Origin of the sequence: Chitinophaga parva (assembly GCF_003071345.1) — a bacterium.
Lineage (GTDB): Bacteria > Bacteroidota > Bacteroidia > Chitinophagales > Chitinophagaceae > Chitinophaga > Chitinophaga parva.
The window spans coordinates 91,010-104,609 of record NZ_QCYK01000002.1; the positions used below are offsets into that span (position 1 = coordinate 91,010).

A 13,600-nucleotide genomic window follows, 5' to 3' on the forward strand; every position below is an offset into this window, starting at 1 on the left:
GACCGATCTTTTAAAGCGCGTTGATGAGATACTTGCAAATACTGATGATGACGGGGGCCCTGCTGGCGGCTGCCCCGGTGATGGCACAGCAAATAGACCAACTGCCCGCCCAGATCACGCCGGCGGCCCATGATGCCGGCCATCCCATTGTCTTCTACCTCACTGGCGATGGAGGAATGAAAAAATTCAGCAGCAACCTGCTGGCCAGTTTTGCAGCGCATAACTATCCCACCATCGGGCTTAATTCCCTGAAATATTTCTGGAGCAAGCGGTCCAATGAAGAAGCCGCCGCCGCAGTGGCAGCACTGATCACCCATTACCAGCAGGTATGGGACCGGCAGCCGGTGATCCTGGTGGGCTACTCTTTCGGTGCGGATGTAATGCCTTTTATCTACACCCACCTGCCGGCGGCGCTGCAAGCCAATGTAAAGCAGCTGATATTGCTTTCTCCCAGTACCAGTACAGACCTGCAGGTGCATGTGGCAGACATGATCGGCAAGCCGGCAAAACGCAGCCTGGATGTGCCGGCGGAGATCAATAAGGTCAGTAACAAACCCTTGCTCCTCATTTTTGGCGATAAAGAAAAAGACTTTGACCTCAAGCTGCTGTCCATCCACAATTATAAATACATCATCCTCCCTGGCGGCCACACCTATGATGAAGATGCCAACCGGGTCTCCAATGATATTATTGCACATTTTGAAGAAAGATAATTTCCACTAAACCAGTTACTTACTTCAGCGATCTTCCGATTTAGCTAATTCCTGCTGCCGGGGCCGGTAACGGCTTTAGTGCAGTATTCCTGCATTTGTGTGCGCTATCTTGCATGCAGGGAGATAGCAGTACTTACCTGCTCGAGATACATGACCGCCAGGTTGGTACACTTGATAATACAAACCCGGGACTGCCTTAAGGAATGATCTGCTACATCAACAAACACCATTTAACCCACAGGAGTGTTGCTACATTTACCAGTTTAGCGTATTCCCAAAAGCAGGCGCTACTATTTGTTGTAATCAATACATTTGACCCTGGTTGTCCATGACCAGTGCATATTCAAAGGAAGTTAATAACCGAAAGAGAGTATCCCCATGAGAGATGCACCGGTTTTGAACCGGGGCCTAAATATCAAAAAGACTGCATATGCAAAGTACACACACCTTGCTGCTGCCATTCCCGCGCACCAGTTGCCAATGCGCCTACGGACCTATTGTAAGTACTACGTACCCGCATGCCCGCCCGGCCGGTATGCCTGCGGAATATATCCATTCCCCGGCCCCTGTTTTCGTAAAATCTATTGTTAACCACAAAGCAAGCGTATATGCCTAAACGTTATTTTGAACGGCTACAGACCATTGATCATCTTATCCGCATCAAGGGCACCGGCACGCCCGCCGCCCTCGCCAAAAGAATGCGCATCTCTGAACGCACGCTGTTCGAATTCCTCAAAATGATGCGTGAACTTGGCGCCCCCATCGAGTACGACCGCTACAAGGAGAGTTATTTTTATGCGGAAAAAGGCGGCTTCAATGTGCGCTTTTCCCAGTCCGTGCTCGACGAAGTAAATTCATAGACCACACCCGGCAGTGCGCAGCCCGGTGCTGTGTGCTGCCGTTTTACGTTCCCGCTTAACACCTATTTAACCCCGCATTAACGGGGCGTTAACCCATATCCCCTTTTCCCTCACTATTTTTACACTGGAAAGTACGCAGGATCCCTACCCGCTATTTGCAGCCTTTCATGCCGCACGGAAAGTGAACTGCCTGCGCAACAGGTGTTCTTAATTGTCTTATCCGTCCTATTTTCCCTACCACTTGAAAAAAGTTAAGTAGTATGTAATGACCAATGCCGGCCGCCTTTCCGCGCCAGCGTTGTGAAATTCATATTGCGGTTTAGATTAGAAAATTCGTATAGCAGGTTTCTATTGAGTTACCTGCTTTTTTATGCCTGGTGGAACCGGGCGCGATCACCACACGGCATGGGTGGATGCGCATAAATGTGGATTTATGCGTATGATGGCCGGGGAACCCGCGCCAGCAGGGTTGCTCCACACCCGGGGGCTGCCCTCCCGGGGGGGGCCTGGGGCGGCCATCCCACCCAGGACATTGCAACCGCAGCCCACATTCTTCGCAGAAAAATGCAGGACCTTCGTCCACACCCCGCACGGCTCTCTTCCCCCCAAAAAAAAACGGCATTCGCTCCATCCGAAAAAAATCCCCGGCCCGATAGCCGGGGGCCTCAATCGCTTTGGTGTTTTCTTTGGGGGGAGAAAACAAAAAAAATCCCCGGCCCAATAGCCGGGGACCCAATCGCTTGGTGTTTTCTTTGGGGACAAAACAAAAAAATCCCCGGCCCCATAGCCGGGGCCTCAATCGCTTTGATGTTTCCATTGGGGCGAAAACAAAAAATATCCCCGATCCTATAGCCGGGGGCCTAATCGCCTGGTGTTTCCATTGGGGAGAAAACAAAAAATCCCCGGCCCAATAGCCGGGGACCCAATCGCTTGGTGTTTTCTTTGGGGACAAAAATGAGTATGAAGAGAGAAAAAAGTAATCTGCTATAAAAATAAGGCGAGCTGATCTCTTGATGGTTAATTGCTTGTTAAGTGCCGCCGCCACCCTGCATTTAATCTTCGTACATATGCATTGCCCCACATCTCCGGCATCCATCTTGTGGGATTCCACATATAACACCTACCCGATCAGCGTTTGTTATGCAAAACGATAGCCCGTTCCCCTGAAACAACATGCGCCGGCTACTGGGTACAACAGAACATGACTCCACGGAAAACTTGCGCTGTAGCCGCCAGCCCGTGTACTTATTTACTTCTTTAAACACAAGCTTATGAGACAATCGCTACGCTTTGGCTGCTTCCTGCTATTGGCAGCGCTAACGGGCGCTTTGCCCCTTGCCGCCCGCCCGCTGGCAAGCCATCGCCTTGCCGCCGGAAGTGCTACCATGGCGGGTATGCACGCCGCCATGGCCACTGCATTTTTCCAGGCAGTAAAGATCACCGGCCACGTGACCGATGCCGCCGGTGCCCCCCTGCCCGGGGTCACCGTCCGCGTAAAAGGTACCGCACTGGGCGCCGTAACTGCCCCGGATGGCGCCTATGCTATCAACCTGCCCAATGGCAGCCAGGGTGCCGTGCTCCAGGTCAGCTACATTGGGTACGAGCCACAGGAAATACCGGTAGGCGGCCGCGCCACGGTAGACATCTCTCTCAAAAATTCACAGGATAAACTCAACGAAGTGGTGGTGATCGGGTATGGCACCCAGCGCAAACGCGATCTTACCGGCGCCATTTCCAAAGTACAGGGACCGGAACTGGCCCAGCAACCTGTGCAAACCGCTACCCAGGCTGTGCAGGGTAAAGTGGCCGGCGTGCAGGTGATCAGCTCCGGCCAGCCTAACCAGTTACCACAAGTGAGGGTGCGGGGCACCGGCTCCGCCCTCGCCGGCGTAAACCCGCTGTACGTGGTGGATGGCGTGCTGACCGATGATATCCGCAATATCAACAATGCGGACATTGTAAGCATGGATGTGCTGAAAGACGCCTCTGCGGCCATTTACGGCGTACGTGCCGCAAACGGGGTGATCATCATCACCACTAAAAAAGGCAAGGCGGGCAAAATGCAGATCAACTACGATGGCAACGCGGGCTTCCGCCAGGCGGCAAACATTGTGAAGCTGGCTAACGCGCAGCAATACACGGACTACCTCCAGCTCTCATCACCTGGCACCTACGCACAGCTCGATGAAGACCGCGCCAATGGCCTGATCTACAGCGGCAATCAAAGCACAGACTGGTATAACGAAGTGCTGCGCAATGCCTTCCAGATGGGGCACAACCTTTCCCTGAGCGGTGGTACAGAAAAAAGTACATTTTACTATAGCCTGGGTTACAACCAGGAGGATGGCGTTGTGCGGACCAATGATTTTAACCGCCTTACGTTCCGTGCAAACAACGATGTGAATATTTCCGACCAGTGGAAATTCAGTTCCCAGCTTTCCTTCTCCCACAGCGGGGAGCAGGCTGTGGATGTAGCTACCGTGCTGCCCAACGCATCGCGCGCTGCGCCCATTGTGCCCGCAAAAGTGGGCAACCTGTATGGCAATACCTCTTCCTTCGGTAACGTGGGTAATCCCATCCTGAGCCTGGACAAACGGGATAACCGCCTGGTGAATAACCGCTTCCTGGGCAACGTGGCCATTGATTTTACGCCCATCAAATCCCTGCGCTTTCACACGGCATTCAACGCAGATCTTAACTATGGCAACAACCGCGCGTACTATTACCAATATCTCAACGATAACAATACTTTCTCCCCCGGCGGTGGTACACAGCAGCAGCCAAACAGTTCACTCACGGTGTACAAAGGCAATTCCCTGCGCTGGGTGTGGGATAACAACGTAACGTGGGAAGAGCATTTCGACAAGCATCATATCACGGTGCTGGCCGGTACTGTTACGGAACAATTTACGGCAGACACGCTCTCCGGTTCCCGCATCAATGTGCCGGCATCCAAAGATCAATGGTACCTGAACCTGGGCGACCCGGACCGGCAGTCCACTATTACCAACGGGGGCGATAAATTTACCCGCCAGTCTTTTGTAGGCCGCGTGAGCTATGACTATGCAGGCCGCTACCTGCTTTCTGCATCCCTGCGCGCGGATGGCAGCTCCAAGTTTGCCAGCCGCTGGGGCTACTTCCCCACGGTGGGCGTAGGCTGGGTGCTCACGGAAGAAGATTTCCTGCACGACAGCAAAGTGCTTAACTTCCTGAAACTGCGCGCCAGCTGGGGACAACTGGGGAATGATAATATTGCCAGTAACCTGTATACGGTGATAGGTAGCATTAATGTGCCCTACTTCTTCGATAACAACCTGCAGCTGGGTACCGTGATCCAGGATATCAAAGATGCCAACCTGAAATGGGAGATCACCGACCAGTACGACGTGGGCTTTGAATACGGCTTCCTCAACAACCGCCTGAACGGTGAGCTGGATTACTACAGCAAGAAGACAAGGGATGCCATCACCTTTGTGACCATTCCCGCCATCTTTGGCGACCCGGATAATCAATATGTAACTAACGCTGCCACCTATACGAATAAAGGCTTTGAATTTTCTGCCAACTGGAGCGATAAAATAGGAAAAGACTTTACCTACAGCGTGGGCGGCAACATCACTTTCAATACCAACAAGGTAGTAGGGCTCAACGGCGGACAGGCCCTGCTGGCAGGCGGTGTAGGCCAGCAAGGATACGTAACCCGCACGGATAACGGGCAGCCGGTGGGCAGCTACTACGTGCGAAAAGTGATCGGCATTTTCCAGAACCAACAGGAGATAAACCAGTATGTGAATAAGAACGGAGACCTGTTACAGCCTGGCGCCGCCCCCGGCGATTTTAAGTACGCCGACCTGGATGGCAGTGGTACCATTGACGACAATGATAAATACTACGCAGGCTCTTACCAGCCCAAATGTTATTATGGTTTCAATGTAGGCTTAGGCTACATGGGCTTTGACCTGGGAGCTAATTTTTATGGCAATGCCGGCAATAAGATCTATAACGGCCGCAAAGCCAACCGCGCAGACACGCGCGACAACATTGAATCGGCCTTTGCAAACGACCGCTGGACCACAGCCCACCCGTCAAACAGCAACCCGGCACTGATCACGCAAAGCACACCGGCCTCTGATTATTTTATAGAGAAAGGCAATTTCCTGCGGCTCAATAACCTGACCCTGGGCTATACATTCCCGAAGGAATGGCTGCAACGTGCACACATTAACAACCTGCGCGTGTACCTCACTTCCCAGAACCTCTTTACTATTAAAAAGTATACAGGATTCAGCCCCGAAGTGTTTGGTACCAACCCGCTGGAAGCCGGCGTGGACCTGAATGCGTACCCCACCACCCGCACGTATGCGTTTGGTGTAAACCTTAGCTTTTAATACACCTGATCATGAAACAATTTGTAACATTCACATACCGCAGCGCCTTCATTTTCCTGCTGGCCTGCACACTGCTCCCGGCCTGTAAAAAGTTCCTGGACGTGCCGCCACAAGGCGCTATCACCAAGGATGAAATTGAGTCAGACCCGAAAGCCGCCACAGACCTGGTGACGGGCCTTTACAACGGCCTCTGGACAGAAAGTCTGCATGGATTTGATTATATCGGCATGACCAACATTGCATCAGACGATGGAGACAAAGGCAGTAACCCGGATGATTCCAAACCCGATAAGGGCGCCCTGGACCAGCTTACCATGGACTCGCACGTGGGCAGCATCAACAACGTGTGGTCTGCCTACTACCGCGTAATTGCGCGGGGCAACCAGGTGCTGGCGGTGCTGCCGCTCAGTCCTGCCACAGACCAGGTGAAGCAGCAGCTGGAAGGGGAAGTACGTTTCCTGCGCGGCTATCTTTATTTCAACATGGTGCGCCTGTTTGGGGGCGTGCCCCTCATCGATACCCTGCCGCCCAATGAAGAACTGAACAATCCTAAATACCAGACCCGCACACCCGCACCACAGTTATATACCGCTATCATCACAGACCTGCGCTACGCTGCAGACCACCTGCCCATCAAGGGTAATACCAATGTGGGCCGTGCCACCAAAGCCGCTGCCATGGGACTTTTGGCCAAGGTATATCTCTACCAGAAAAACTACCAGATGGCGTATCAGCTTACAGATTCTATTGTAAAGCAGCTGGTGGGCAGCTACGATCTCCTGGATAATTATGCAGACATCTGGCGGGAGAAAGGAAACAACAGCGTGGAATCTATTTTTGAGGTGCAAACCGGTATTAACACGGCCTGCCAGGCCACCATCATCAATTACGTGCAGTGCCAGGGGCCGCGCCAGGGAGGCAAAGGCGGCTGGGCAGACCTGGGTTGGGGCTTTAACACGCCTTCCCAAAGCCTGCTCAATGCATACGAGCCAGGTGATAAACGCGAAGCCGGTACCGTGATCTTCATTACAAAAACCGGCACCGTGTTGTTTGACGGCTTCCGCATACCCGGCCAGGACTCTGTGCAGAACAGCACGTACAATTACAAGGCTTACCACAGCCGCACCCAGGAGCAGTTTTGCGGCAGCACAGATTACCTGCCCAAGAACATGAAGATCCTGCGCTATGGAGAAATATTGCTCATTCACGCAGAAGCCGCGCTGGCACTAGGTAAGGGGGCGGAGGCAGATGCAGACATCCTGCGCCTGCGCACCCGCGCCGGCCTTACGGGCATCACCGGTGTAACGCAGGAACAGATCTGGCATGAGCGCCGCGTAGAAATGGCCATGGAGCATGATCGTTATTTTGACCTGGTGCGCCAGAATGCCATTGTGCCGGGCCGCGCTGCTGCCGCGTTTAAGGCAGATGGCAACAAAGTGTGGACGGCCAACAAGAACGAGGTGTTCCCCATTCCCGCCGCGCAAATACAGCTGAGTAATGGTAACCTGGAGCAGAACCCGAATTATCAATAAATCTTATGAAGGCATTCATTCAAAAAAGCATGGCCACCATCCTGTTGGTGGCCTGCTGCATTACCGCAGGCACCGCACAGATCAACCGTAAGAAGGGGAGTACCGGCCTGAAAAAAATGAAGGGTACGGAGGTGGCAATAGACACTGCGTTGCTTACCCTGGTGCAGCACCGCACGTTTGACTATTTCTGGAAATTTGGCCACCCGGTAAGCGGCCTGGCCCCGGAACGTAGCACCACGCCGGACACTGTGACCATAGGCGGTTCCGGCTTTGGGGTAATGGCCATCCTGGTAGGCATTGAGCGCAGGTTCATCACCCGGGAAGAAGGCCTGGACCGCTTACTGAAGATCGTGAACTTCCTGGTGCGGGCAGACCATTACCACGGCATATGGGCGCATTGGCTCAATGGTACTACCGGCAAGACCATTCCCTTTTCCCGGAAAGATGATGGAGGCGATGTGGTGGAAACGGCCTATATGTTCCAGGGCCTGCTGGCCGTGCGCCAGTATTTCACCGGCAACAGCCGCAAGGAACAGGAGCTGCGCACCAAAATAGGCTGGCTCTGGGGCGATGCCGAATGGAACTGGTACACCCATGACGGGCAGGATGTGCTGTACTGGCACTGGTCGCCCAACAACGGGTGGAGCATGAACCATCCTATCCGTGGTTATAACGAGTGCCTCATTGCTTACGTGCTGGCGGCATCTTCCCAGAACTATCCCATCACGCCCCGTGTGTACCACCTGGGCTGGGCTATGAGCAATTTTTTCCTGAACGGGCATGAATATTACGGCATCAAACTGCCACTGGGCTTCCCTTACGGCGGGCCGCTGTTCTTTTCGCAATACTCTTTCCTGGGCCTGGACCCGCGGGGACTGAAGGACCAATATGCAGACTATTGGGAACAGAACCTGCATCATACCCTCATTAACCGGCAGTACTGCATTGAAAATCCTCACCATTATCCTAACTACGGGCCGGATTGCTGGGGCCTCACCGCCAGCGATGCACCGGATAATGGTTACGACGCCTTTTCACCCACCAATGATCATGGCACCATTACCCCTTCTGCCGCATTATCTGCCTTTCCATACACACCCGCATATTCTATGCAGGCTTTGAACTACTTTTATACGCAGAAAAAGGACCAGCTCTGGAAAGAATATGGTTTTACCGATGCCTTCAACGAAAGCCGCAATTGGTACGACTACCAGTACCTGGCCATAGACCAGGGGCCTATCGTGGTGATGATAGAGAACTACCGCAGTGGGTTGCTCTGGAAATTATTTATGTCGTGCCCGGAAGTACAACAGGGACTTAAAAAGCTGGGTTTTACCAGCCCCGCTATACCGCAGCAATAAAAAAAACACGTTAAAAGATGATGAAACTTTCTTCCACGTTGAGAGCCGGCTTACTGGCCATGGGCCTTTGTTTGAGCATGCCTGCCCTGGCCCAGTTGCCGAAAACGAAAAGTACCAATGTCACTGCCAGGATGAGCACTACGGCAGCTGATGCAAAGATGAACGCCTTTGTGAGCAGCCTGCTGGCAAAAATGACCCTGGATGAAAAGCTGGGGCAACTGAACCTGCTTACCAGCGATATGGATGTAACAGGCCCCAGCATCCGGGCCAGTTACAAGCAGGACATCCTGGCTGGCCGCTGCGGCAATATCTTCAACGCCTATACGCCGCAATACACCCGCCAGCTGCAGGAACTGGCCATGCAAACCCGCCTGAAAATACCCTTGCTCTTCGGTTTTGACGTGATCCATGGGCATAAGACCATCTTCCCCATTCCACTGGGCGAAGCCTGTACCTGGGATATGGCCCTGCTGGAAAAAAGTGCGCACGTAGCGGCTGCGGAAGCCGCGGCAGATGGCCTGCACTGGACCTATTCCCCCATGGTGGACATCGCCCGTGACCCGCGCTGGGGCCGGGTCGCAGAAGGTGTGGGTGAAGATACCTGGTACGGCGTGCAGGTGGCCAAAGCAAAAGTAAAAGGCTACCAGGGCACCCAGCTGGGGGCCAATAACGCGGTGCTGGCATGCGTAAAGCACTTTGCCCTGTATGGCGCTGTGGAAGCCGGCCGTGACTATAACACGGTAGACATGAGCCGCCGCCAGATGTACCAGTTCTACCTGCCTCCCTACAAAGCCGCGGTGGATGCAGGGGTGGCATCTGTAATGACGTCTTTCAACGAAGTGGACGGTATACCCGCTACGGCCAATAAATGGCTCATGACAGACCTGCTGCGCAAGGAGTGGGGCTTCAAAGGCTTTGTGGTAACAGATTACACCGCCATCAATGAAATGATCAACCATGGCGTGGGCGCCAATACTTATGATGTAGGCAACCTGGCCCTCAATGCCGGTGTGGACATGGATATGCAGGGCAGTGTGTATATCAGCGAAGGAAAGAAATTACTGGACGATAAAAAGATCACGATCGCACAGATCAACACGGCCGTAGCACGCGTGCTGGAAGCAAAGTACAAGCTGGGCCTCTTTGATGATCCCTTCAAATTTTCCGACAGCGCCCGCGCGGCCAAAGAGATCTTGAACGCGGAAAACCGTGCCGCCTCCCGCGATATTGCCAAACGTTCCATTGTACTGCTGAAAAATGAACAGCAGGTACTGCCCCTGAAAAAGAGCGGCACCATTGCAGTGGTAGGCCCCCTGGCCAATGACCAGCGCGATATGATAGGCACCTGGAGCGCCGCCGGCGACTGGCACAAAGCCGTAAGCATCCTGGATGGTGTGAAGGCCCAGGCCGGCAATGCCACGGTGCTGTACGCAAAAGGCTGCAACATCCTGGGGGATTCCGTACTGATCAAAAAATTGAACGCATTTGGCGGCAACATTGAACTGGACCCCAGGACACCCCAGCAGTTGATAGACGAAGCTATAGCCACTGCCAGTAAAGCAGACGTAGTGGTGGTGGCCCTGGGCGAAACCTGCGGCATGAGCGGGGAAGCCGCCAGCCGTTCTGATCTGGACATCCCGGAGAACCAACGCCCGCTGCTGGAAGCCATGCTGAAGACCGGTAAGCCGGTAGTACTGCTGCTGAGCAACGGCCACCCACTTACCCTCACCTGGGAAGACGCGCATGTACCGGCCATCCTGGAAACCTGGTTCCTGGGCACGGAAGCCGGTAATGCCATCGCAGACGTGCTCTTTGGCGATTACAACCCCGCCGGAAAGCTCACCATGAGCTTCCCCCGTGTGGTAGGCCAGATCCCCGTGTACTATAATCACAAGAACACCGGCCGCCCGTTCAACGAGGCCAATAAATATTCTTCGAAATACCTGGACGTTGCCAATGACCCGCTATATCCCTTCGGCTATGGCCTGAGCTACACCACCTTCACGTACAGCAACCTGCAGTTGGATGCGACCAAACTGGCGCCTGGCAAGACTTTAGGCGTAACCGTTACCGTGACTAACAGTGGCAGCTACGATGGAGAAGAAGTAGCACAGCTCTACCTCCGCGACCTGGTGGGCAGCGTAACCCGCCCGGTAAAAGAACTGAAAGGCTTCCAGAAAGTGATGCTGCGCAAAGGGGAAAGCAAAACCCTTCACTTTAACATCACTCCGGAAGACCTGAAATTCTACGACAAAGACATGAAATGGACCAGCGAGCCTGGCGATTTCACGGTGTTTGTAGGAGGCAACAGCCGCGATGTAAGCAGCGCTGATTTTACCCTCCTGGAAAAATAATGTTGCGCGAAGCGTACCAAAAACCAAAAAGGCTGTCTCCATAAACGGGGCAGCCTTTTTTATGCGGATGTATCTCGTAGCGTTCAATCCCAGAAACCCACAGCTTTTACATTGGCGCCTTGCACGCCCATGCTCCTGAGTTTATTGCGGTAGTCCAGTACCATGGTGGTTTCGCCGGCCAGGTAGAAGGTGGTGTTCATGATGGAAAGCTTGTTTTCGTTTAGCCATGACCGTAAGTTATCCGCAGCGGGCGCCGGTAGTACGGGCATTTCCAGGGTGTCCGTGAGTTCCCGCGCTTCCTGCCTGGAAACGTCTATTGCTACGGTAAAGTATTGTTCCAGGTCGCAATGCAGGAAGAGGGAGTGGAAGTGCCCCAGGGCGGTGGTGTCGCCCAGGCATACCAGGTGTGGCGCGGTGCTGGGCTGGTGCTGACCGCCGGCAGGGCCTGCAAAGCGGAAGGTGTCACCGGGCAGCAATTGGCTGGCCCAGTCGGCACCGGCGCCCTGGTGGCCGGTGTGCACCAGCAGGGTGGCAGATTGCGCCAGGGTGTCCCAACTAGCCAGGGTGTAGTCGCGGAACGTGTAAGGCGCTACTTCCACTTTGAGGTGCTGACCACTGCGCCACGCCAGGTGGTTTTCCGTAGTGAAAGTGATACGGGTAAGCACCGGGGTGAGGTTTTCAACCTGTGTAACCAATGCATGCTGGGCCATGCGGTTCATCAAAAATGCGGTAGCTCTTTCTTTAATATTGGGCATGTTCAACAAAGCGTTTAGAGAGTAAAATAAGCAGTTCGGCCGCGCGTGCGACAAGGGTCTGGGTGCAGTCGGAAATGGTTTATAATAGCGGTATTCCGGCCGGTTTTCCCTTACGTGATGCAAGCAAGCGCATCCCGCTTTTTTTTAAATGATCGCGGATCGTGGGAAGATGTTCCCGGATCGCGGAAAAAGGTTTAATTGGAATACCGGCTTATGGAAGAAGACGAACGGGGAACGCGGATATTTTAGGCAGAGAAAAAATTTTTTCCCGGGACGGGGCTGGATGCCCGCGTGTAGCCCTTGCCGGTTGGGCTAAACCCTCCCATGTGTGCATGAAGATGCGACCTAATACGAATGTGTTATGTATCCGGAATAAGCCATGGTAAAGGCTCCTGGCCGGTGCGTTTTCCCCCCGGCGGGCTATTGTTAAACTATTGTTACATATTATGAATTGAATAATATATTGCTTATATTGCAATAGAACCCAGTGCGGTTGAAGTTAAATTTAGACCTATGAAACGTTGGATTGAAGATCTGTATGTGATCTACCAGAAATTAGAAGCCAGTGAATGGCGCGAAGTGAAAAAAGAGATCGTTAAAGCACAATTGAATGGTTGCAGTGGCGGTGAAATATATTTTCTCGTATTGCAGCAGCTTTTGAAGATTAAGAAGGAAAAGGCATCTGCCTATGCCCTCATACAACCGGAAGCAGAAAACATCATCCGGTACGGTGCAAACCAGATCTACCTGAATTAATCGTTGCTTATAAGTTCCCTGCGGCTGCAGGCACTTCCTTTGTGATCGTTAGTGGTTAACCTTTAATAGTTAATCGTTAACGATCACTTATTTATTAACCCATACCCCGTTCACTCACGGGTAACCATTTATGCTTAACCCTTACCGTATTTCCCGCATCATCTGTTGGGCCTTTTCATAGCTGGAACTGCCTTCGGGGATCTTTGCCAGCCACACCATGGCATTGGGCCGGTCGTGCTGCTGCTCATAGGTGAGGGCCACGTAAAATGCTGCTTCATACCGCTGGTCGGACTGGCCGTTGGCTATCTTTTCCAATACGGCGCGTGCGTCTGTAACCTTGCCCACTTCCATCAGGCTGATGCCTTTGTGCAGCATGCTGAGGGTATCGGTGGGTTGCTGCGCCAGTTGCTGGTCCAGCAGGGTGATGGCGGCTTCAAAATGGCGGCGGTTAAAGGCGTGGGCGGCTTGCTGTTGCAGGGGAGTAGCGCTATCCGGCAGGGGCATTTCCTTGGAAGAGAACTGCAGGTAAATATTTTTTTTCCAGGGGCTGATAAACAGGAGCATGGCCACAACACAGGCCCCGACGGCAATGGTGAGCATCAAACGGGGCATGAGGCGGTCATTGCGGCGGTCGGGCTCTTTAGGGCGGTGCATCGTCCGTTTTTCGAAAGCACTACGGTGTGCCAGTTGTTTGGCCTGTTGCCTTGCCAGCGCTGCGCGCAAGGCTTCGCTCTCTTTTACCCTGATCTCAAAAGCGATCAGTTCGTCAGTTGTCATCAGGCCATTCAGGTACCGGTCTATTTCTAAGTAGTCTGCTTTTTGTAGCATACAATGGGCTGTTATAGGTTCCAGGGAAAAATGCTGCAAAAATGCCGCCAAGG

Annotated in this window: 9 protein-coding genes; 7 read left to right on the forward strand and 2 right to left on the reverse strand. The window is 53.2% G+C overall.

Going from position 1 to position 13,600, the window contains the following annotated elements; translation table 11 throughout:
• Window positions 1–23 precede the first annotated feature (23 nt).
• From DCC81_RS10520 to bglX, 6 genes are all read left to right on the forward strand, one after another.
• Window positions 24–713, forward strand: coding sequence for an AcvB/VirJ family lysyl-phosphatidylglycerol hydrolase (locus DCC81_RS10520; RefSeq protein ID WP_108686606.1), 690 nt, complete (start codon window positions 24–26; stop codon window positions 711–713).
• A 608-nt stretch (window positions 714–1,321) separates the two neighbouring features.
• Window positions 1,322–1,573, forward strand: a complete 252-nt coding sequence (locus tag DCC81_RS10530; RefSeq protein ID WP_108686608.1) for a hypothetical protein — start codon at window positions 1,322–1,324, stop codon at window positions 1,571–1,573.
• A gap of 1,271 nt (window positions 1,574–2,844) precedes the next feature.
• Entirely contained in the window at window positions 2,845–5,961 is a 3,117-nt protein-coding gene (locus DCC81_RS10540) for a SusC/RagA family TonB-linked outer membrane protein (RefSeq protein ID WP_240612959.1), read from the forward strand.
• 11 nt (window positions 5,962–5,972) lie between these two features.
• Complete coding sequence (locus tag DCC81_RS10545; RefSeq protein WP_108686610.1) at window positions 5,973–7,493, forward strand: RagB/SusD family nutrient uptake outer membrane protein; 1,521 nt, start codon at window positions 5,973–5,975, stop codon at window positions 7,491–7,493.
• A 5-nt stretch (window positions 7,494–7,498) separates the two neighbouring features.
• Window positions 7,499–8,854, forward strand: a complete 1,356-nt coding sequence (locus DCC81_RS10550; RefSeq protein ID WP_240612960.1) for a glucoamylase family protein — start codon at window positions 7,499–7,501, stop codon at window positions 8,852–8,854.
• Window positions 8,855–8,871: 17 nt separating this feature from the next.
• A complete protein-coding gene (gene bglX / locus DCC81_RS10555; protein ID WP_240612961.1) occupies window positions 8,872–11,208 on the forward strand; it encodes a beta-glucosidase BglX in 2,337 nt (778 codons plus the stop codon).
• An 83-nt stretch (window positions 11,209–11,291) separates the two neighbouring features.
• Here the strand turns inward: bglX and DCC81_RS10560 are convergent, their stop codons facing one another.
• Window positions 11,292–11,963 (reverse strand): siderophore-interacting protein, encoded by a 672-nt coding sequence (locus tag DCC81_RS10560; RefSeq protein ID WP_108686611.1) that lies wholly within the window; start codon window positions 11,961–11,963, stop codon window positions 11,292–11,294.
• 513 nt (window positions 11,964–12,476) lie between these two features.
• On the opposite strand from DCC81_RS10560, the gene DCC81_RS10565 reads away from it, so the two are divergent.
• Window positions 12,477–12,719, forward strand: a complete 243-nt coding sequence (locus DCC81_RS10565) for a hypothetical protein (protein ID WP_108686612.1) — start codon at window positions 12,477–12,479, stop codon at window positions 12,717–12,719.
• Between the two features lie 141 nt (window positions 12,720–12,860).
• Here the strand turns inward: DCC81_RS10565 and DCC81_RS10570 are convergent, their stop codons facing one another.
• Window positions 12,861–13,547, reverse strand: coding sequence for a tetratricopeptide repeat protein (locus DCC81_RS10570; RefSeq protein ID WP_108686613.1), 687 nt, complete (start codon window positions 13,545–13,547; stop codon window positions 12,861–12,863).
• Window positions 13,548–13,600 lie beyond the last annotated feature (53 nt).